The following is a 20,602-nucleotide window of genomic DNA, read 5'->3' on the forward strand; positions in this document are numbered from 1 at the left end:
CATCTTCCCGGGCTCTCATTCATAGAAAATATATTGATTCTGCATAGGTACTCAGCTTTGGGGTAATCTTACTGTACCTCCGATGCTCACGCCGGATCTTTCGGATCCGCCGTCTCCGGCTCCATTATCTCGGTGGCATCCGGGTCCAGCCAGTTAGCAAGCAGGGTCCGCACATATTGCAGATCACTCTCTGACAAATCATAATACCATGTTCCGCTGCGCGTTGCGCCCTCACCCTTCAGCATGTAATTGCTGATTGTTGGTGTGGTGTCTTTCATATATAGTGACTCGGCAAACTTCACAATGAAGTCCGAGTTCATGTTGGTTGTAAAATTCGATCCGGCAATCTGGATCACGTCCGGGATCTTGGTCAGATTTTTGACCTCAAGCGCACGATTCATGAAGGCACTGAGGAAAAGACGGTGACGCATCGTCCGATTGAAATCGGAATCTTCCCGGTAACGCACATAGCCCAGCGCTTCTTCGCCGCTATAGATCGGTTTGTTCGCTTCCACAAACAGCTTCTCATGCGCTTTCATCTTGTTTTCAATATTTTTCTTGATCGGCAATTCAACACCGCCAACCGCATCAACAATATCCTTGAGTCCGTTAAAATTAATCGCGGCATAGAAATCAACTTTGTTTTCCAACAGATGCTCCACAGTATCCATCGCCATCTTGGCTTCACCATGCGCATAGGCTGAATTAATCTTCGATTTCACATCCCGGCCGACAATATCGGTATAAGAGTCACGTGGAATCGACAGCAGCAGCACTTTATTTTCTTCCGGACGCACAACAGAATAGATCATGGTATCCGAGCGGCTTGGTTCGTTATCCCGTTGGTCAATCCCCAGCAACAACAGCGAGAATGGATCGGTATGTTCTACAACGGGTGCATCCTTATCACCAACCGGCTTGAAGGATTCATCGAGCGTTTCCTTTACGGTATCCGAAGCAAACAGGTTAAATGCAAACACAACGAGTTGCTTTTGATAGATAAATCCGAGTCCCCCCAGCACAATTAAAGTACTCAGGATGATAATCAAAGGTTTCTTCCATCTCTTCTTCGGTTTCTTCGGCTTCCGTCTAGTTAAATGTGCGGCACTGTTTTCCATCATATCTCCTTTAATAACGGTCTTAAAATCATTTAACTATATTAATAACACGTTTTCAATAGATTACGTTATAATCTGCTATACAAGAAATGATACAGAAGGAGCGATGAACGATGGAATTTCGACGTTTGGGGAATAGCGGTCTGCGCGTTTCCGCACTTGGACTCGGCACCAATGCCTTTGGTAAACGGGCGGATGACCCAACTTCAACCCGCATTATTCATGCGGCACTGGATCAGGGAATCAACTTTATCGATACCGCCAACATCTACGCCGGAACCGAATCAGAGCGGATTATCGGACAGGCCCTGACAGGTCGACGGGAAAACGCTGTGCTTGCGACCAAAGCCGGACTCCCCCGGCATGACGGTCCCAATGGGCGCGGTTCCTCGCGCTATCATCTGCAGCAAGAGCTTGAGCATAGCCTGCGGCGTCTGCAGACGGACTATGTGGATCTGTATCAGATCCATACCTTTGATCCGCACACACCGCTGGATGAGACCCTGCGCACACTGGATGATATGGTCACTTCCGGCAAAGTCCGCTATATCGGTGCTTCCAACTATGCAGCCTGGGAGCTGATGAAAGCTCTTGGCACCAGCGAGCTGAAAGGCTATGTACGTTATATCTCAACCCAAACCAGCTACTCGCTGGCTGATCGCACACCTGAGCTTGAACTTGTACCGATGTGCCTTGATCAGGGCGTTGGCATCATTCCGTATTTCCCGCTGGCCGGTGGCATTCTAACCGGAAAATACAATGGTGAAGCAGGCATACCTACCGGTTCCAGGGCGGTTACCGATCCCGCCTTCAACCGTTTTCTGCTGGAACACAATATTCAACTGGGGAAGCAGGTCAGTGAAAAGGCATCGTCGTACGGATGCTCCCCCAGCGTCCTGTCGCTTGCATGGTTACTATCACGCCCTGCTGTTTCGACGGTTATCGTTGGGGCAACGAGTACAGAACAGCTGGAGCATAATCTGGCCAGCCTGGACATGAAACTAAGCGATGACATGATCGCCGAGCTCGATCAACTCAGCGACTCATTTCGCTATGGTAAGCCGTTTGCCACATATCGGATAGATTGAAATTGAAGCAACAGGAATAACCTCCCGGCTAAAAAGTCAGGGAGGTTATTTCAACTTTTGTATAAGAAAATCAGAATTAGATTAACATGACAACTTCCAACTTCACTACACACTGTAGTCTAATAAAGCATAGAAAAAATCGTTCTATGAACTAAACATCTGTTTTATGTCGGATAAATTCCTGCATGATTTCCATGTATTCGTCCTTGCGACCACTTAACACATCAAAGAACACCTTGTCGGCGGCTTCAACTAGATGAATACCTTCAAGTGCCAAGCGGGTTCCTTCCGGCGTTGTTGTAATAATATTCGCACGGGTATCTGTAAGATGACGCTTGCGAGTGATCAACTCTCTCTTTTCAAGAGCACGGAGAACTTGAGAAGTAACATTAACATCCACATTGGCAAAATGCGCTAGCTGGACTTGGGTTACTCCCTTGCCCTCAGTGTCGCGTTCATTGAGCCACACACAGGCATGCAATAATACAAATTGGGGTTGGGTTAATTCCAGAGGCTCCAGCACCTTGCGTATTTCCTTTTGCCACATCGTAGTCACCTGCCATAGCAGATACCCCGGGCTTTCCTGAGCATTTTTATACCGTGAGCTTTCCATTTCATATACCTCCATCATTACACCTTAAGCTTCATCTATCTTATAACGAATGTTGGAACCGACGTGTTTCAACGTTGTACATTTGCAATGGGAAACATTAGCGTGAAGGAATAAATTGCTTCACCCATTGGCCAAATCCATGCGGATTACGGCTCTGAATTAATACGGTACCTTCACCCCGGAATCGGCATACCAATCCTTCTCCACTCGTCACGCTGGATAACCAGCCTTGGGATGCTTTCTCAATGCGATAATCCACATAACTCGGCCATGCGACCAAGTGAGCATTATCCACGATCACTTCTTCACCCGCAGCCAGATTGATGGCATGGATGGCACCGTAGGAAGACAGGAACACGGTTCCTCGACCACTGATTTCTATAATAAAGAAACCTTCTCCAGAAAAGAGACCTTTCTTCAGGTTCTGCATTTTGGTATTCACCTGAATGCCTTCCGTTCCAGCCAGAAATCCATCCTTCTGTACGTAGAGCGAATAGGAACCATCCAGTTCAACCGCCTCCACATCTCCCATGCTGGATGGCGAGAGCAGAATTTCTGCAGATCCCCCTGCAGCCGTCAATTCCTGAAAAAAGAATTTCTCGCCGCTGAGCATCCGTCCGATTCCGCCAAACATGCCGCCTTCAGCAGATCCCTTCAAATCAACGGTTGGTGTCATGGATACCATGGCCCCGCTTTCCGCCTTGAACCGTTCTCCCCGTTGCAATTGCACCTTAAGCATCGCAAATGCACCATCATATAGAATTTCATAGTTCATGGCTTCATCAGCTCCTTGTTGTCCGTGTTAAAATCATTTAGCCCATTATCCTCCAACACGGAGGATTTGTCTCCGTATTCCTTAATAATATGCTGATCTCCCCAGTTACATAGGGCGTTCAGAATCGGTTCCAAACTTCGGCCATATTCACTCAGTTCATACTCCACTTTGGGAGGAACCTGGTTATAGACAATACGGTTCACGATCCCGTCATCCTCAAGCTCCCTGAGCTGCTGTGTTAACATCTTTTGCGTAATTGCGGGCATAATACGCTTCAGATCACTGGTTCGTTTCTTCCCATGTGTCAGATGGCAGAGGATGACGCATTTCCACTTGCCACCGATGACTTCAAGCGTCGCTTCAACGGAAATATTATATTTCTTTCTGATCATGCTGAATATCCTCCCGGAATTCTAATTTATAAAAACAAATGCTATATAGGCACTAAAAAGTACGTAGGGTACTAAAAAGTACGTACTATTCATTTTATGTCGAATAACTCATAATAGCATTTGCCGGTAAGTAAATCTACATTCTAGGAGTTGAACAAGAAATGATTCAAGACTCAAAACGCAGTACCTGGGCACTGCTGGCGCTGGCAATCAGTGCGTTTGCCATCGGGACCACTGAATTTATCAGCGTTGGATTACTGCCCCTTATTGCAGATGACCTGGGCATTTCCGTAACGACGGCGGGACTGACCGTTACTTTATATGCATTAGGTGTAACCTTCGGGGCACCGATTCTAACCTCACTAACGTCAACGGTGTCACGCAAGACACTGCTGCTTGCCATTATGGTCGTTTTTATCGCGGGTAACACCATGGCTGCGCTATCGAGCGGAATTACCATGCTGCTCATTGCGCGAATTGTCTCCGCTCTGGCACACGGCGTATTCATGTCCATTGGTTCCACCATTGCGGCAGACCTGGTTCCTGCAAACCGCCGGGCGAGCGCCATTGCCATTATGTTCTCCGGCTTGACCATCGCTACGGTAACCGGTGTACCCCTGGGAACACTCATCGGTCAGAACTGGGGCTGGCGCGCAGCTTTCATTCTTATCGTTGTCGTCGGTGTTATTGCCTTCATCAGTAACATGATTCTTGTACCTTCCACGTTGCAACGCGGAAAGCGGACTGCATTCCGCGAACAGTTGAAGCTGGTAACAGGCGGACGGTTACTGCTGGCTTTAGCCATTACCGCTGTGGGATATGGCGGAACGTTTGTCGTGTTCACCTACCTGTCCCCACTTTTGCATGACATCAGCGGTTATTCCGACAAAACAGTCGCGGGAATTCTGCTGCTGTACGGAATCGCCATTGCGATCGGTAATATTATCGGAGGAAAAGCGGCCAACCGCAATCCGCTCCGAGCACTGTTCTATATGTTTATCATTCAGACCATCATTCTGGGCATCCTGTATTTCACCGTTCCATTCAAGTTTGCAGCATTAATCACCATTCTAGGGATGGGTCTGCTTGCCTTCATGAATGTGCCAGGGCTTCAGATGTACGTCGTGACGCTAGCAGAACGTTATGCACCGCAGGCCAAAGACGTGGCGTCCGCCTTCAACATCGCGGCATTTAACGCAGGGATCGCCATCGGTGCCTATTTGGGCGGCGTAATCACGGACTCCATCGGTCTGATTCATACCACATGGGTGGGTGCAATTATGGTCCTGGTAGCCGTTCTTCTGACAGGTTGGGCAAGAGCGCTTGATCGTAAAGATCCGTATTCTCCATCCGAGACGTAAGACAGGCTCAGTCAGAGCAACAGGCTAAACCATGCATCATTCCAGTGTTAAAGCAATCATCCGGAACCGGTTTCCCCTTTATTGTAAATCTAGTATAATACGTTAATTCGAATTTAATCTACTATGACTTAATGAAGAACAACAGGATTTATCGTTTTACATCATTACTATTATTTTGGTTCATACTATGAGGAGGACTTCACATGACAGCACAACATTTACAATCCACAGTAGCTTTAAATAACGGTGTTCATATGCCTTGGTTCGGACTTGGCGTATTTAAGGTAGAAGAAGGAGCTGAATTAATCGAGGCTGTTAAACAAGCCATTGCTCACGGTTACCGCAGCATTGATACAGCCGCTATCTATGGCAACGAATCGGGTGTAGGTCAAGCGATTGCCGAGGCGCTAGAAGAAAATAATTTGAAGCGTGAAGATCTGTTCGTCACATCCAAAGTGTGGAACGAAGACCTCGGATACGAGGAGACGCTTGCTGCTTATGAGACATCACTGAACAAACTGGGACTGGAATACCTGGACTTGTATCTGATTCACTGGCCAAAGGCAGGTAAATATAAAGGTGCATGGAAAGCGATGGAGGAGCTGTACAAAGCAGGCCGCGTCAAAGCTATTGGCGTCAGCAACTTCCAGATCCATCACCTTGAAGATCTGATGCAGGATGCTGAAGTGAAACCAATGATTAATCAGGTGGAGTACCACCCTCGTCTGACTCAAGTCGATCTTAAAGCGTTCTGTGAAAACAATGGAATTCAGTTCGAAGCATGGTCCCCGCTGATGCAGGGTCAACTTTTGGACAATCCGGTTCTGACCGAGATTGCCACTGCGAAAGGTAAATCGGTAGCACAAGTCATCCTGCGCTGGGACTTGCAGAACGGTGTCATCACCATTCCTAAGTCCACCAAAGAAAAACGCATTGTAGAGAACTCTTCCATATTCGACTTTGAACTGTCCAATGATGAGATGGATCGCATTAGCGCCCTGAACGAAGACGTTCGCGTTGGACCTGACCCGGACAACTTTGATTTTTAATTGAAGGTTTCTGATTAGTCCGTTTTAAATTTTTAGATAAAATAAGTTGCGCAAATCCTCCAACTCTCGTTATATGCGAAAGTTGGAGGATTTTTGATGTAGATTCACATTGAAGAAGGACACTCCAGCGCCTTCTATTGTAAACTCTATTTTAGACGGTTCGATTCTTCCATTAACAAATGCATATCTAACGATTGCATCACCTAGATAATGACCTATTGAAATCTGAATTGGTAATTCAGCAATAAGCAGATTATCCTTTGTCCCATATCTCAATATATTCTGAACCGTTGGTTGTTCAAACCAATCGCTTGAATCGCTTTCACTGAATTCAAATGAATACTCCTTACCATCAACTGAAACCGTATATTGGCGAGTTTCCTTAACCTTTTTTAGATCAACTTTAATATTGTTCAGAACAAATTCTTTCGGATCCGAAACTGATAATTCTGTAAAGTCTGATTTAAGCACGTGCACTTCCGAATTATGTATTCCAGTCCCTGTGGCTTTGGTCAGAACAATAACAATTTCATTTTCTCCATCTGAATCTAAATCAATGACCGAAATTTGAGGATAAAAGGAGGGGTTGGTTACATTGATCCAATTGAATGTTTTCGTTTCTCCATTTATCACGACATCTAATGACGAAAACATGTCTTTTTGTGCTTTATCTTGAACACCATAAACAGCAATTCTCTTATCTGAAGTCTTGGATAGTAGTGTATTAAGAGTTGATTTAGCTGGTGCTGCTGTTGCCGCACTTTCTTTGGACGCGTTTTCATCAATCTTTATCGGAATCGAAGAGTGATTATTTGCACCACATCCGGACCATAAAATAGATCCTGCCATTGTGGCAATTATAATTTTTTTCAAGAATATGTCCTCCATTGCGATTATTATTAAGGATTTCATTTTTATTCAGAGATGAGTTGCTTAGTACTCAAATTGAGTTTATAAAGAACGTCTTTTGCATCTTCTTTAGGGGTTCCAGCACCTATGGGCGAATGGACAACTAAACTATCGTTTTCAACATTAAGTACGGGTTCAGATTCAGAATACAGAAGTGTCTTAAAAACATGGCCATCTTTAACGATCTCTAATGGGGATGCGTCCCCACTTTGTTTGTCGATTGCGAGTACATAGGCTTCCAATCCATGCCCCGTTTTATATTGTGGGGTGAGGGCATAAACATCAGCATCTTTAAAACTCACTTTTACAAATTTTAATTTTTTGTCTGATGGTTGGATAAATATATAAGCTGGTAATTCTAATAAAACTTTATCCTGACCATCATATTTATAATTAATGGAATAATTACTCTGGAAGGACTGATCTCCCTCTTGTCCCTGCGTACTTGATACGTTTAAATGTCCTCTTTCTTCCTTACCATTGGAAACCATAAGCAGTGTTCCCTTATCTGTTTGTTGTTCTGCCCGAATAGAACGGTCTTCATTAATAGAATCAATGACAATTGAATCTGATAATGAAGACTTAGAAAATAAACTAGATATAACAACTGAAGGATTTTGTTCTAGAGTAGATGTAGATGAATGATTAGTGGTTTGTTGATTTATATTATTGCCAGGTGTTTTCGCTCCAGCGTCTTGTTGATTGTTACAGGCAAGGAGTACGCTGAGCAGTAATACCGATGGAGCTAACATCAAAATATATTTTTTAATTGTAACCTCCCGCTTTCATATACAGATTTCCCCTATCATTATACCAACCTATTTATCCAACAAGTTTAAAAAATGTATTTATTTGTTGATATTTACGTAACATTTTATTCAACTCCATCATCCGATTAGCAAAGCAGAAACTCCTTGGTATCACAACGATCCAGACAAATTGCCGGATACTAACCACGGCGAGAATTTCATTCATATGAGCGAAAAACCACCGGATCAAAGATCGGTGGTTTTTCTTGTCTACTGCGCGCTTTTAATTAAAAATGTTGTATTCAAATTTTTAACTATTGAAGCTGCCACAAGGCAGGAACGTTGGATGGTTCCCAACCTGTCAGGGACGTGTGGGGCTGTAAACATTTATACGTCTTGCCGTTATATGTGACCAGCTGTCCTGCAGTGTAAGCTGTGTTGGCCTGCCAAGCGGAAACGCCGGGATTCGTCGTTCCTGCCGAGGTTTTCACGCTCACCGCGTTGCTCGCTGCAGACACATTGCCTGCTGCATCCTTTGCTTTTACCGTAAACGTATACGATGTATCGGCCGCAAGCCCGCTGATTGTTGCCGTCGTTCCGGTTACTGTTGTCGCCAGTGTTGTCCCGTTGTAAACGTCATAACCCGTTACACCCACGTTATCTGTGGATGCCGTCCAGCTAAGCGTTATGCTGGAGGACGTTTGCGCGGTGGAAGCAAGGTTTGTCGGTGCAGTTGGCGCTTGTGTATCGCCTCCCGGCTGAGTCGTAGTGCTTACGGTTACTGCATTACTGGCTGCAGACAGATTACCTGCTGCATCTTTTGCTTTTACCGTGAAGGTATATGACGTACCCGCTGTAAGTCCGCTGATCGTTGCGGTCGTTCCGGTTACTGTTGTCGCAAGATTAGCGCCATTATAGACGTTATAGCCTGTCACACCTACATTATCTGTTGAAGCATTCCATGCCAGCGTCACCGAGTTTGCCGTCACGCCTGTCGAACGGGCATTTCCTGGTACGCTTGGTGCCGTCGTATCTACTGGTGGCACTGTACCTCCGGTAGGCAGATCGGCTTTCAGTTTGTTTTGGAGTGTTTTGTTACGGTCACCGCTGAGCTCCCAGAACATCGCTCCGCCGAGCCCTTTGCTCTTGATATAAGCCGTTTTATATCCAACGGACTCTGCATCGTCATAACTGATAAAGCGTTTGTTGGACGCATTATAGAGATATGGCACTTTGGCCGTGTCATTCCAGTAACGTGTATATCCGTTTTTGTTGATGTAATTGGCTTCCAGATCATAGAAGTCAAAGGAGCCTGCTTCCCATGTTCCAACGGAAGAACCACCCGTGCACGTCTGATACTGGCCGTTGCCTGCCTGTGCACATCCATCCCAGCCACGGCCGTAGAATGGAACACCAAGCACGAGTTTAGCAGCCGGTACGCCTGCATCCAAATGCCCTTGTGCTCCGGCAGCCACATTAAATGTATTGGCATCTGGCACGCCAGCGGCTGAAGCCGCAGGATCATAGTTCAATGGCGCATTATGCGCGCTGATTTTTTGCCAAGCCCCGTTAAAATCGTATGTCATAATGTTAATCCAGTCGACGATGGCAGCAATTTTTGCAAGCTCCGTATTGGCAGCATAGGTCGCAGACGCACCGCTTGCAATCGTAAGCAGATACTTCTTGCCGTCCACAGCTCCCGCTGCATCCAGCTTTTCACGGATTTTGCTCAGGAGCAAAGTGTAGTTTTGCTTATCTTCAGGACGTTTACTGTTACCATTAAGTCCGCCGGATACCGGGTACTCCCAGTCCAGATCTACCCCGTCAAAATTGTACTTCCGCAGGAAGTCGACGGCAGAGTTCGCAAAGACCTCTCGAGTTGCAGCAGTCGCAGCTACATCAGAGAAGCGGTTGGACCACGTCCATCCTCCGACGGAGATAATGGTTTTCAGGTTAGGATTGGTTTGTTTCAGCTTGTTCAGCTGATTGATATTGCCTGCAATGGGCTGATCCCACGTATCCCCTGCAAAGGTCTTGCCCGTATCGATCCATGGATCGCCGAGCACAATCGTTCCGTTCGGAACATTGATTGTTTGGCTTTTTTCATTCTGGCAGGTCCAGGTTACAGGATTAGGGCCCGAAGGGTCTGGATTTCCATGAATGCCGTTCCAGCAAATATCGGCAAACGCATAGTTGATATGCGTCACTTTGGTCGGATCGATATCGGCTACATTATAGTTTCTCCCGTACGCAGCCCAGGATGGGTAGTACCCAACAATTTTATAAGAATCTGCTGCTTCGGCCGTAGCAGGTTGGAGTGCAAAAGAAGGAACAATAACGGATAAGAGCAAGGAAAGACCAAGGAAAAACTTTGCAGTTTTCTTAAAAGCAGTGTGTTTATTTAAATTTATCATTTAATACACAACCTCCTCTGTCTTTTGCGTGCTAAGCCCATTCAGGAATGGACGATGTGCGTTCGAGAACTGGTTATTTGTATATGCGTCCCAGTTGATTGACCAGGTCATAATGCCCTTGAGACCGGCATAGCCTGCAGGCTGGCGCAATGTATAGGAACCGCCGTATGATACTCCTTTGATCAGATAATTCAATGCCTTTTGCAGCTCAGCTGGCGCCGTATAGCCACCTCCAGCAGCCTGCTGGGAAGCAGGTACGCCAATCGCAATCTGGTCCGGTCGCAAAGGACTAAAGAATGGACCCGAGCTTCCGCCTACGTTAAAGCCTTGAAGCAGCATTTCGGCCATGGCGACATGGAAATCGGCTGTCCCTTGAGCGTATGAGCTGCCGTCCAGTCCCACCATCGAACCGGTGTTATAGTGCTGCACATGCAGCAGGGTCAGGTCATTGCGCAAGGCATGAATCACTGGAAGATACGCCCCCCAAGGACCACCATAGTTCAGATATCCGCCCTGTACGTAGGCCGTTTCCGGTGCAGCAGTTAGAACGAAATTGGCACCGAAATGTGATTTAAGCGCTTTCACGACGTTAATCAGGTTAACAATCTTCGGAGTCGTCGGACTACGGAAGTCGGTATCCCCCGCATTTAGAGACAAGGAGCTTCCTTCAAGATCGATGTCTAGGCCATTGAATCCGTAAGTCGAAATAATGGATTTTAGGGAATCCTCGAACTGTTGTCTCTTGGTCGCATCCGTGAGCTCAATCGTGCCATTGGCTCCTCCCATGGAGATAAGTACCTTTTTCCCCTGGCTCTGAAGGTATGCAATGTCCGACTTGAACTCTTCTACCGTAGCGTTATACGGCGTAAAAGCAAGCGTTCCGCTGCCGGGTGAGATCGGCTCGGCAAAGGAGACATTAATAACGTCATAGGCTGTTGACACGTTGCGAAGTTTAATATTGGTAGAGCCATTGTCGAAATTGTGCCAGTAGCCGATTAGCCATTTACTGCCGGTTGGCCCAGGATTCGAAGGTCCGGTGGAAGTCGTAACGCTGAGAGAGGTACTTGCAGCGGACAGATTGCCTGCCGCATCTTTTGCTTTGACTGTAAAAACATATGTGGTGCCGGCTGTCAGTCCTGTTACTACAGCCGTAGTTGTTGAAGTGTTCGCCGCGAGAGTACCGTTCCGGTACACTTCATATCCGGTTACACCCACATTGTCCGTGGATGCGTTCCAGGTAAGATTGACCGATGTATCCGTGACGAAGGATGAGGTTAAACCTGCAGGAACGGAAGGTGGTGTCGTATCCGGAGTTGGAGTCCCCCCTCCCGTAACTTCCCCGACGTATTTCCACAATGCGGGCACATTTGAGGGCTCCCATCCGGTCAAAGCCGTATGGGGCTGAATACATTCATAATCTTTATTTAAATAGGTTACTAGATCTCCTTTTTTGTATGCGGTGCCTGCCTGCCACTGGGCAGCGGCGTCTGCTCTTGGTGCAAACCACGTAATAATCAGAAGAAATGCCAAAGCGAATGTAATGACCGGGCGGAATCGAACAGCTTGATTCAAGCAAAATCCCTCCTGTATTCAGGTTATTTTCACCTTGCAAACCATGCTTCACTGGTGCACTTACATGTGATCCGCGATCTATAGAGCATGTATAACCGTCTTACGATGAGCGTCGCTTCACTCCCTTTCCTTATCAAAATGGACCTTCCCTCTCGTTTTCTCTTTTTGCAGGCATCAACCAAATTTTACAGGGAATTTACAGATCCTCACCCTGTATTTAATCAGTAAAATGCAATTGAGATAAGGGATAAATTATTTCTATGGGGGGCGAAAAATGTAATATACCGCGCAAAAGGCCGTCTACCACGTCATTAAGAGACGTGATAGACGGCCTTTTTTTATTTTAAAGTAACGGATGTATTACCACGTTTATTTTAATTTCGAGGAAGCTGTTCAAATGACAGCATACCTTCGAAAGGCTGCCACCCATCCTCGCCGGATAAAATAACAGGCACAGCGTATTCGGCCGCTTCCTGCTCACTGAGTATTTTCGCCCATGGAACTCTCCCCATCACACTTCCGGCCCCAGGCCCCGCACTATGATATTCAACGTACGCAACCGTCGCTTCCGCATCGGTCTTGTTCCAATTGTGCCAGCCCTCATGCTTCACATGCGCGCCCATCCAACAGTTCAGGAAGCAGACTTTGGCATGATTACGCCACGGTCTGCCCAGATATACGGACTGGGCGGGGGCATTGCTGGTTAGGTCACAATCGATAAACACATAGCCATAACGTACATCCTCGGGTGTAGAGGCAGCGGTAATCCAGCCGTTCACATCTCCCTCCGCCGCCGCTGAATCCGATAAACGATTCTTTGCAAAGATCTCACACCCCTGGAACACTGCCGTAGCCGAGCCAAAAATAAAATCGACATCGCCCTCAATGTAACAGTCCTCATAATATTGACGCAGCTTCCGCCGCTCCGCCCCGTCACGCGGCCCCCCGAAGAAACTCCGGTCCATCGGCTGCTCAGGCAGCGGTCCGGTAAAGATCGTGTCCTGATGACCTATAAATCGGCAATGGCGGAAGGCTGCCCGATCCCCATCCACGTAGACGGCCAACGCCTGACCAACCTCACGACCAGGTCCAGCCGAGTTTACGAAGGAAAGCCCTTCTGCGGTAAAATCATCTTCACCGATAAAGACCGTGTAGGAATGAAAGGTATGATACAACTCCCCGTTCGGGAACTTCTTGAGCGCGTAATCATCATACGTGATGATGGTCTGATCGGCTCCCGAACCCATGAGGTGGACCATTGGCTTCTCAATGTGCAGTTTTTCAACATAGGTGCCTGGCTTTATACGAATTGTATACTTTTCAGTGCAGTCGGCCGGAATCGCATTAATGGCAGCCTGAATAGTGGAAAAATCGCCACTTCCGTCCGCAGCAACCAGGTAACCATTCCTGTACAGATCCAGATTCGCTCCTTGTGACAGAGGTTTGTTCATGGCAAGCGCTCCATTTCCAGCGCAGCCAGCAGGAGCGGTGCCATGCCCATGAACGAGTCACTCACAATCTGCTCGCCGACATAATAACTGTACGAACCATCCCGATCCAGACTCAGCCCTGCCCCGTGACAGATCGCGTTCAGCTTCACGCCTTCCTCTGTTTCTTCCACCAACCGGGACGTCAGTCCTTGCCATCCCTTCTCTGCGGCCTGCCTGAAATGCGGCTCCAGGTAACGCAAGCGAACGCCCTTTGCCATGGCGTACACAAACATGCTTGAACCGGAAGCTTCCAGATAATTGCCTCTGCGGAATCCCTGATCCAGCACTTGAAACCAGAGTCCGCTCTCCTGCTCCTGTACACGAACCAAGGCATTACACATACGCTCGAAGATGCCAATGATTGTGCCCCGTTTCGGATGATGGATCGGGAAGTGCTCCAGACTATCCACGATCGCCATCGCATACCAGCCCATCGCCCGACTCCAAAAGTGCGAAGAGCATCCGGTTACGGAGTCGGCCCAGATCTGCTCCTTCGATTCATCCCAGCCATGATAGAGCAGACCTGTGCGCGGATCACGGGTCTTGTGTTCAATCAGCAAAATCTGATGAGCCACTTCATCCCACAGATCAGGCCGATCAAACGTCTTGGCATATTGCGCCAGGAATGGCGACGACATATACAACCCATCCAGCCACATCTGGAACGGATAGATTTTTTTGTGCCAAAATCCACCCTCCGATGTTCGGGGCTGTCCTGCAAGCTGGGCTGCGAGCAGGTGTGCGGCTTCAGCATATCGCTGATCCCCGGTGGTCTCCAGCAGTTCGAACAGGTTCTTGCCCTGATTGATCTGATCCAGGTTGTACTCTTCCAGGGAATACGTTCCGATGGAACCGTCCTCCTGAATATACAGATCCATATGTCTTTTCATAAAAGAAACATACTCGTCCTTGCCGTATTGCTTGCCGGTGCGTGCCATTGCCATTAACGTCATCCCCTGAACATAAGCCCACCGTTCCGAAGGAAACACATGATAGCCCTCTCCATCACATTGCCGGCAAATCATCTCCGCTATTCGCTCCGACCAAGATAACTGCGTTTGTACCTGCATAAAAGAACCCTCCCTGGACCTTGAATGTTGTACTCAGCCTATCCTTAATGCTCAGACACCTGCTGCCGACAAACGGCCGTCGAATTGCGATGATTCAGCTTCGGCTGAATGACGACCGGATAATCCACATGCTCATCACGGATCAACGATACGATCAACTCTGCCGCCTGTGCGGCCAGTTCATCCAGCGGCGGACCAATGGTTGTCAACGCCACCTCGGCATACTGCATATCCGGCAGATCATCATAACCGATTAACGAAATATCATTGGGCACATTGTAGCCTGCTTCCAGCAAAGCCCGCAGCGCACCTCGGGTCACCAGGTTGTTCAAGCCAATAAATGCCGTTGGTGAATCGGGTTCAAACGTATAATTTCGAATAGCAAAATATCCGTCCTCCCAGGAGGAGTGTGCAGGCAGCACATGGCGGTGATCAAATTCAAGACCCGTGCGCTGCAAAGCTTCCCGATACCCTTCAAGCTTGATATTTTGCGAGTTGCCAATGAAACCAATCCGGCTATGTCCCAGTGAGTTCAGATGCTCAACCGCTTTGTATATGCCCTCTTTCCGGTCAATCTTGATATAAGGGGAGTTCGGGGCTTCATCTGTACCAAGCACAAAACACGGCATGTTAAGTGTCGCGAACTTTTTCCAGAAGGCATCCCGATTATCCAGCGCATAATCCCACAGAATGCATCCATCTACGCGAAGCTGGCTAAAAACATCCAGCCCATCATCCGCGACGACCAAAATCATCTGGTATCCCCGCTTCTTCAGCTCTGCGTGCAGATTGCCCGATATATTCGAGAACAACGGATTGCTCAGTTCATCAAGAACAAAGCCGATAATGTTGCTTCTGCCGGTGGAAAGCTGCTGTGCCATAATGTTTTTTCGATATTGATGCTTCTCCGCAACCGCGAGCACCTTCTGCCGCGTCGCCGGTTTGATGCGGGGATCACCGTTGAGCGCCTTGGATACCGTGCTGTAGCTCACTCCCGCCAGTTTGGCAATGTCCTTAATGGTTATCAAATCAATCCACACCTCTCAACCCTTGGGAAGCTTATTGCTGTGCAGCCTTATACCGGTCATATTGCGCCTGTCTGCCGGCAATAACCTGCTCAATGTTCATTTTTTTCAACGTCTCAATATAATTGTCAAACTGATCCAGACTGGTATCTCCGCTTATAAATTTGAAGTTCATCTCTTCCACATATGTCGTAATATCCGGCATGGACATGCTCTCTACACTCGCCTCATCCGGCAGAGCATATACGAATGGGAACGGTTCGTGGATGTATGGCTCCAATTCTTTGTCAAGCTTGGCATGCCATTCGGCCACAACGGAATCCGCCGAGTCCGTAGACTGAATGTTTGGCAGATTCACGGGACCAATGCCGAGTTTCTGGATATAGTCGTTATCCTTGCCTTTGTCCGTAAATGTCTTCACGCCATTCTCTTCAGTATACGTATCATCCTTGATTCCCCACGTATAATACGTCTGCGCTTCTTCACTCACCGCATAATCCAGGAAACGGAAGGCGAGTTCCGGGTTTTTGCTGTCCTTGGATATTCCAAAAATCCCACTCACGGCTGTACGTCCAATATAAAACTGGTCTCCATGCGGCCCTTTCAGTGGCAAAACGCCTTTAAAGATAGGCTCCGCAGGATCATAATCCTTGAACAGCGGACTGTAGACCATCGACATGTACCAGCTAAAATTAAAGGTGGCTCCGGTTACATCCTGCGAGATGCGGGAGGTCACCTGATCGCTTGTCGTACTGGCATAGTCCACCCCGAGCAGGCCTTCTTTGTACAGCCCATTCAGGTATGTCAGATATTCCTTGTAGGCAGGCTCATAATAGCTGAAATGCACCTTGCCCTGGTCATCAGCATAGAACTGATTGGACAGATCGAGGCCAAAAGCAGGGCCAAATGCCATCGGCACAAACTTGGATTCCATGGACAATGGTATTTCATCCGCCTCGCCGTTACCGTTCGGGTCATCTGTCTTGAATTTGCGCAGCATCGCTGTGAACTCATCCAGTGTCGTAGGTTCGTTCAGTCCCAACTTCTTCAACCAGCGTTCATTCACCATAAACAATGGCATGTAGTTTTTCGTAAGCGTTTGCTGCGGAACATAATACATTTTACCATCTGGCGTCGTTAAACTGGCTTTGACGGATGGGGATTTGTCGTATATTTTTTTGAGATTCACACCATAATTCTCTACCAGATCATTCAGCGGAATAAACAGACCACTGTTAATGTATTTCATGAGCTGATCCTGATCCGGCAAATAGACGATATCTGGCAATCCCGTTCCGGCCGCAAGCCTTGGATTCACCGCATCCGCATAATTCTGCGGCGGAATGAGATCCCAATCGACCGTTACCCCAGCGTTACTCTCAATTTTTTTCACAATCTCGGCAGTCGAGAGATCCACGTTGGTCGTCCATGCGTTGGTCCCGAGAATCGACAGCTTGGCATCTTTCTGGTCGGTTACCGGACCTGCCCCTGTGTAGTTAAACGCTGGCTCCGAGCTTGGTGAAGCACTTTCCTTGTCTCCCCCTGCTCCTGTACTGCTGCTGCATCCGGCGAGACTGATGGCAAGTATCACCGCGAGAACACTTTTTCTTCCGGCCCCTCTGATTATCATCCGTTATTCCTCCTTGTTATGAACAACCTTGGGTGATGCATGGTGATCAATAAGGCTATCCTTTCACGGCTCCGAGGGTAATCCCTTTGACGAAGTACCGCTGGATAAAAGGGTAGATCGTAACGATTGGCAGAATGCTGACCACAATCGACACATACCGAACCTGAAGTGTGGACACCGCCAGCGCGCCTGTGGTCATCGTGCCACCCATTTTTTGCATGACCTCCGGTGATGCCATGATCAGCACTCTGCGCAGGAACATTTGCAAGGGCTGCATATCCTGTTTGCCCAGATATAGCAGGGCTGAGAAGAAGTTGTTCCAGTGGAATACGGCGTAATATAACGTCAGCACGGCAAGCGTTGGCTTGATGATGGGTATTGCTAGACGGTATAACATGGTCAGTTCATTGGCCCCGTCTATGCTTGCACTTTCGAAGATTTCATTCGGAATACCCTCGAAGGCTGAGCGGCAGATCATGACATTAAACGTAATGACCAGCACAGGCAGCACCATCACCCATCGCGTATTGTACAGCCCGAGTGACGTAATCAGCATGTAGACCGGGATGAGTCCACCCGAGAAATACATGGTGAAGGCGATGAAAAAGTTCAGCTTTCTGCGCAGGAAAAATTGTTGTCTGGATAACGGAAATGCAGCGAGGCACGTAGCTACAATATTCAGCAGTGTACCTATAACGGTGTACCACAGGGTGTTATAGAAGGACACCCACAACTCCCGGTATTGGAGCACCATTTTGTACCCGGACAAGGTGAACCCTACCGGCCACAACGCAACCTTTTGTTTGTCGATCGCATCAACCGAACTGAATGAAATGCTGATCACATACAGGAAAGGATACAGCGTAACGACGACAGCCAATATAGTCAGCAGGTAGACAAATCCATAGAATAACCGGTCACTTCTTGATTTTTGCATACAGGTCTCCTTTGGGTCGGGATATGGTCTTACCAGAGTGACATCTTGGTCAGGCGCCGGGTCATCGTATTGGCCGCGAACACAAGCACAAAGGTGATAATGGAGTTGAACAGGCCGACAGCTGTCGCAAATCCGTAGTTCTGTCCTTCAATCCCCATCCTGTATACGTAGGTGGATAACACGTCTGCGGTCTCATAGGTAGCGCCGTTATAGAGCAGATATACTTTCTCGAAGCCTACGCTCATAATGCCGCCAAGCGACAGGAGCAGGAGGATGACAATCGTTGGTTTGATACTTGGAAGTGTCAGGTGCCACAGCTCCTGAAATTTGTTGACCCCGTCGATTTTGCCGGAATCGTACATTTCGGGGTCAATGCCCATAATGGCTGCAATGTAAATGATGGAGCTGAAGCCAAAGCTCTGCCAGATATCGGAGCTGGTGAATATCGTTCGGAACCACCCGGCGTCCATCATGAAGTTCACTTTCTCCATACCGAGCTTGGCAATTATGGTGTTTACGATCCCGTCCGTAGGTGACAGAAAGTTAATAATCATGCCCGCGACAACGACAGTGGAGATGAAATGCGGAAGGTAGGTGACCGTCTGGGCGAACCGCTTGAACGTCTGATTCTTGATCTCCACAATACAGACCGCGAACAGAATGGGAATGGAAAAGCCGAACAAAAGTGGCAGAAAGGCGAGCAAAAACGTGTTGCGCAGCAGCCTCCAGAAATAGATGGAGTTCACGAACTGATCAAACCATCTTAGACCCACCCATTCCCCGCTGAACATTCCCTGTCCCGGCATGAAATTGCGGAAGGCCAGCAGCATGCCCGGCATGGGAACATACATGAAGATGACGTAATACAGAAAGATCGGCGAGAACATCAGCAGCAAAAACTTATCCCGTTTGATCAGGCTAAACAGCGTGGACATGCGATTTTTCACCGTATAACACTCCCCTTCGCATTAAATTTACAACGTTTGAATTTTTAGACAAACACAGGCTGCATTACCCTTATTTAAATATTTATAATTGAACACATGGTTAATTAAATCCCTTGATAAATGGAATTAAAAACTGAAATGGAGAAAACATCCGAAGAGAACATTCATGTGCAAATCCTTAATTACAACGTTGTAATTTTCCTCCAAATGTATACGCTTACAAAAACTATTTTTCCCATCTTAGCAAAGTCCCTCTGGTTTGGCAACAACAAAAATCAGTGTATGCCTGCACAGAGATCCGCATGGTTATGCGGGTCAGGGAGGCGTGTTAACGGCCAAAAAGTCGAGAAAAAGGGCAACGAACGAATTTTCCCGTTCTGCCCGGCTCTTGTCCTGCCTCCGCCAGCATTCTGGCGCAGCGCAGGATTGTTTTATTTTTTGAAAAGTGTACCTGTGGCTTAAACCTCTTCGGATTCTATATCCGATTCCGATACTCCATCGGTGTTACACCCGTCACTCGCTGAAACGCCCTGTAAAACTGACTGACATTGGCGAACCCCAGCCCAAAGCTGATGGTGGTCACAGAATCTGTTGTATGGCGCAGTCGTCGGGTAGCTTCCTCCACACGCAGATTCAGCACGTACTGATACGGCGTTGAACCTGTCAGTGCCTTAAAGGAACGCATAAAATGATACCTGCTCTGGTGCGCAACCGCCGCCATGGATTCAATGTCCATTGGACTTGTATAGTCACTGTGTATATACTCCAACACGCGTCGCAAATGGGGATCGATGAACGCGCCGCCGTTGCCGCTTGTTCGCTGAAGCAGATTCTGAAGCTGCTCGTAAACCAGGCTCCCGCCCGCACTCCCAACCCAATCTATGCCTGCGGTTGCCTGCGTCAAGCCGCTTCTATTCTGTTGACTAGACAGCACTCTTGCAAGATATGTCTCTACGGCAAGCTCCGTTTCCTGTATCTGCAATGGTTCAGGCGCATCGTCCAGCAAAAGGGCGTTCCAGTCTCGGAACAGTCTGCTGATTTCAGCAGGATCGAAGGTTTGCGTAGGTCGAAATTCGGTCTGCACCCTTGGTCGATCTGCATCCTCCAAGCCGCCTCCTGGCGGATTACGGAACTTGATCACGATAACCGCCGAATCCGAACCAATCTCGAAAAAGTGCTCCATCCGGGGATGGGCAATAATCCCCAATCCTGCTTGCAGAGGATACGCTTGGTGTTCCTGCACCAGATGACACTCACCTCTTACAGGTAACGTTATCTGATACCAGTCATCATGTACATGGGGTTCATTGGCGAATCCGCCAGAAGCCTTCCACAATTCCAATCCATTCAGCATCATATTTAATTCCATCGTTTCCTCACCTGCTGACATTATAGCAAATCATGCTCACTTTCCAAGCACTTTTCACAAAGACAATAGCTGTCTGTATCTTTTATCATAGTAA

The 20,602-nt window shown here is 47.7% G+C and carries 18 protein-coding genes; 3 read left to right on the top strand and 15 right to left on the bottom strand.

The window, feature by feature from the left end:
• Window positions 1–86 precede the first annotated feature (86 nt).
• Window positions 87–1,118: an LCP family protein gene (locus P5G61_RS08955; RefSeq protein ID WP_301246138.1), complete on the bottom strand. Its 1,032-nt coding sequence runs from the start codon at window positions 1,116–1,118 to the stop codon at window positions 87–89.
• 113 nt (window positions 1,119–1,231) lie between these two features.
• On the opposite strand from P5G61_RS08955, the gene P5G61_RS08960 reads away from it, so the two are divergent.
• Window positions 1,232–2,206, top strand: a complete 975-nt coding sequence (locus P5G61_RS08960) for an aldo/keto reductase (protein ID WP_301246139.1) — start codon at window positions 1,232–1,234, stop codon at window positions 2,204–2,206.
• A gap of 151 nt (window positions 2,207–2,357) precedes the next feature.
• Here P5G61_RS08960 and P5G61_RS08965 read toward each other — a convergent pair whose 3' ends face one another.
• The 3 genes from P5G61_RS08965 to P5G61_RS08975 all read right to left on the bottom strand — a co-directional run bounded on the left by P5G61_RS08965 (window position 2,358) and on the right by P5G61_RS08975 (window position 3,986).
• Window positions 2,358–2,819, bottom strand: coding sequence for a MarR family winged helix-turn-helix transcriptional regulator (locus tag P5G61_RS08965; protein ID WP_301246140.1), 462 nt, complete (start codon window positions 2,817–2,819; stop codon window positions 2,358–2,360).
• A gap of 97 nt (window positions 2,820–2,916) precedes the next feature.
• On the bottom strand, window positions 2,917–3,594 hold the full coding sequence (locus tag P5G61_RS08970; RefSeq protein ID WP_024629740.1) for a TIGR00266 family protein: 678 nt from the start codon (window positions 3,592–3,594) through the stop codon (window positions 2,917–2,919).
• The gene (locus tag P5G61_RS08975) at window positions 3,591–3,986 is read right to left on the bottom strand and encodes a winged helix-turn-helix transcriptional regulator (protein ID WP_024629739.1); all 396 of its coding nucleotides are present in this window, start codon (window positions 3,984–3,986) and stop codon (window positions 3,591–3,593) included. Before P5G61_RS08975 ends, P5G61_RS08970 begins: the two co-directional genes overlap by 4 nt.
• Window positions 3,987–4,147: 161 nt before the next feature.
• Between P5G61_RS08975 and P5G61_RS08980 the strand changes: the two genes are divergently transcribed.
• Together P5G61_RS08980 and P5G61_RS08985 are read left to right on the top strand one after the other, a co-directional pair.
• A complete protein-coding gene (locus P5G61_RS08980) occupies window positions 4,148–5,347 on the top strand; it encodes an MFS transporter (RefSeq protein ID WP_301246141.1) in 1,200 nt (399 codons plus the stop codon).
• Window positions 5,348–5,550: 203 nt separating this feature from the next.
• A complete protein-coding gene (locus tag P5G61_RS08985) occupies window positions 5,551–6,396 on the top strand; it encodes an aldo/keto reductase (RefSeq protein WP_301246142.1) in 846 nt (281 codons plus the stop codon).
• Window positions 6,397–6,465: 69 nt separating this feature from the next.
• Here the strand turns inward: P5G61_RS08985 and P5G61_RS08990 are convergent, their stop codons facing one another.
• The 11 genes from P5G61_RS08990 to P5G61_RS09040 form a co-directional block, all read right to left on the bottom strand.
• Complete coding sequence (locus P5G61_RS08990) at window positions 6,466–7,269, bottom strand: hypothetical protein (RefSeq protein ID WP_301246143.1); 804 nt, start codon at window positions 7,267–7,269, stop codon at window positions 6,466–6,468.
• Between the two features lie 41 nt (window positions 7,270–7,310).
• Entirely contained in the window at window positions 7,311–8,057 is a 747-nt protein-coding gene (locus P5G61_RS08995; RefSeq protein ID WP_301246144.1) for a hypothetical protein, read from the bottom strand.
• A gap of 311 nt (window positions 8,058–8,368) precedes the next feature.
• Window positions 8,369–10,468: a glycosyl hydrolase family 18 protein gene (locus P5G61_RS09000; protein ID WP_079348097.1), complete on the bottom strand. Its 2,100-nt coding sequence runs from the start codon at window positions 10,466–10,468 to the stop codon at window positions 8,369–8,371.
• Window positions 10,469–12,040 (bottom strand): chitinase, encoded by a 1,572-nt coding sequence (locus tag P5G61_RS09005; protein ID WP_301246145.1) that lies wholly within the window; start codon window positions 12,038–12,040, stop codon window positions 10,469–10,471. It abuts the gene before it with no gap.
• A gap of 374 nt (window positions 12,041–12,414) precedes the next feature.
• Window positions 12,415–13,491 (bottom strand): pectinesterase family protein, encoded by a 1,077-nt coding sequence (locus P5G61_RS09010; RefSeq protein WP_301246146.1) that lies wholly within the window; start codon window positions 13,489–13,491, stop codon window positions 12,415–12,417.
• Window positions 13,488–14,600 (bottom strand): glycoside hydrolase family 88/105 protein, encoded by a 1,113-nt coding sequence (locus P5G61_RS09015; RefSeq protein ID WP_301246147.1) that lies wholly within the window; start codon window positions 14,598–14,600, stop codon window positions 13,488–13,490. Before P5G61_RS09015 ends, P5G61_RS09010 begins: the two co-directional genes overlap by 4 nt.
• Window positions 14,601–14,644: 44 nt before the next feature.
• Window positions 14,645–15,628, bottom strand: a complete 984-nt coding sequence (locus P5G61_RS09020; RefSeq protein ID WP_301246148.1) for a LacI family DNA-binding transcriptional regulator — start codon at window positions 15,626–15,628, stop codon at window positions 14,645–14,647.
• A gap of 31 nt (window positions 15,629–15,659) precedes the next feature.
• Complete coding sequence (locus tag P5G61_RS09025; protein ID WP_301246149.1) at window positions 15,660–17,255, bottom strand: extracellular solute-binding protein; 1,596 nt, start codon at window positions 17,253–17,255, stop codon at window positions 15,660–15,662.
• Window positions 17,256–17,310: 55 nt separating this feature from the next.
• Complete coding sequence (locus tag P5G61_RS09030) at window positions 17,311–18,192, bottom strand: carbohydrate ABC transporter permease (protein WP_063565907.1); 882 nt, start codon at window positions 18,190–18,192, stop codon at window positions 17,311–17,313.
• A gap of 29 nt (window positions 18,193–18,221) precedes the next feature.
• The gene (locus tag P5G61_RS09035; protein WP_301246150.1) at window positions 18,222–19,139 is read right to left on the bottom strand and encodes an ABC transporter permease; all 918 of its coding nucleotides are present in this window, start codon (window positions 19,137–19,139) and stop codon (window positions 18,222–18,224) included.
• A 475-nt stretch (window positions 19,140–19,614) separates the two neighbouring features.
• Window positions 19,615–20,529 carry a helix-turn-helix domain-containing protein gene (locus tag P5G61_RS09040; RefSeq protein WP_301246151.1) on the bottom strand — a complete coding sequence of 305 codons (915 nt, stop codon included), beginning with the start codon at window positions 20,527–20,529 and terminating at the stop codon, window positions 19,615–19,617.
• Between the last annotated feature and the right edge of the window lie 73 nt (window positions 20,530–20,602).

Source organism: Paenibacillus vandeheii (assembly GCF_030433635.1).
Lineage (GTDB): Bacteria > Bacillota > Bacilli > Paenibacillales > Paenibacillaceae > Paenibacillus > Paenibacillus vandeheii.